1 protein-coding gene is annotated in these 1,729 nt (G+C 36.5%); it reads right to left on the reverse strand.

What is annotated here, in order from left to right:
* Positions 1 to 803: 803 nt before the first annotated feature.
* Positions 804 to 1,592, reverse strand: coding sequence for a hypothetical protein (locus AAC854_RS22395; protein WP_340619021.1), 789 nt, complete (start codon positions 1,590 to 1,592; stop codon positions 804 to 806).
* Positions 1,593 to 1,729 lie beyond the last annotated feature (137 nt).

Raw genomic sequence — 1,729 nt, forward strand, 5'->3', positions numbered from 1 at the left:
TTTTTCATGGGTGAAAAGGTTACCTGACTGGCAGGATCAAGCAACAGGGAAAAGCGGATCAAGCGATAAACATCACATTTTTGTGTCAATGGGGGACTGGTGAAGGGTTACAAAGTGAGGACCACGGATAAATCAAAGGGTTGCCACCTAAGCGGGAATTCCCACTTAGGGGTGCTTTCAGTCAATCCGAAATTATCGGGTAGGTCAAAGTGAGGACTACGGTATTCTTCGAGGTCACTGAGCTAATGACCTCGACAACGGGACCCCTTAAACTCAAGGAGTCCCTATAGTTAATTTCACGCCTCCGTTTGAAACAAAAGCGCGCTGAATTAAAGGTGAGAAATCCCACCTTTAGCTAACTCGTTGATTTTACTTATTTCCTGCACATAACAGGAATTCAATTAAATCAATGGGTTAAAAGGGGATAATTATCCTATTTAACGTAACATGTTGATTTTATTTATTTCCGGCACAGAGACAGAGATTAATGAGATCAAAGAATTATAAACAAAATTATGATTTTCAATCAATTACCTATATGATTACGGAAAATTTTCGGTAAAGGATATGTTATGTTATTCGTCGCCATGCTTTTTATGTCAATTGTAACTTTCTTCTTCTTGACCATATTAGTTAGCTATTTCTTTATATTGGAAAGAAATGTAAAAAAAACCGTATGGGTGTCGTTATTAATGACGTTTATTTTTATATTAAGTCTACTTATCCCACAATTTTCTTATCAATATTTATTTTAATTAGATATTTTGTATAAAGTCGCGCATTAAACGCGCGACCATAAAAAATTATTTTTTATCCTTAAGAAGCTGCAATACCCTATTCTCAAAAATCTGTCCGTCGACACGAAAATTTACATTTTCCTTCCATTCTCCAGTGATATCAAATGGCTCACCACCCCAATTAATATCTTCTTTCCCCCAATTAAATGTGTCGTATGGGTCAGTAAATTTATCATACAGTTTATAATTTATTGTACCAGATACATTATATCCATCACCCATTTTTTCAGCACTAACATCCGTAAATCTGCCACTAATCTTTGCTCCTCCAATACCCCACAGCGGATCGTAAACCGGAACTTTTTTTTCTAGACCAAAATTATATCTATTTTCAAAATCAATTCGCTCACCACGTTGAATCTGTGAGATAAAACGAGATTGAATACTACCCTCTGGTCTACCAAATGCACCGGATTTCTGCATCAATCCGCGAACTTGATCATGCACACCGATTTCAGAGAGTGTCAGTTCTCGGCCTGATTTTCTGACAAAATGCTGCAACATGCCGAATGAACTCATACTAGGTTTATTATTTTTGGCTTTATCGGAAAATCCTTCAGCCGAACCAAAACTACCCCTACCAAAGTTTACTTTTCTAAGCGGGACCATTTTCGATAAATATAATTTTTTCACCTGTAGCATATTACCTTTGGCGTACGCCTTCATTATCTCTTCAATTACTTTATCCCCCCTTCTATCTCTTGGGTATGGGCAATCTTTTTCACCACATACTGGACAGATGTTTTTATCTAACCCGTTCAAAAAATCCATGTTAATTTTGTTTTCTTCAGACATGAGATATCCTTAATAATTATTAGTAAACTTGGATTCACATATTAAGTGCAACATCGTTATAAACGAAGTAAATGAGTTTTTGTACCTTTAAATAGCTCATCCGGCGTATTGTAACCCCGTGTTTTTCGTGGTCGCTT

This window comes from Xenorhabdus entomophaga (genome assembly GCF_037996725.1).
Classification (GTDB): Bacteria; Pseudomonadota; Gammaproteobacteria; order Enterobacterales; family Enterobacteriaceae; genus Xenorhabdus; species Xenorhabdus khoisanae.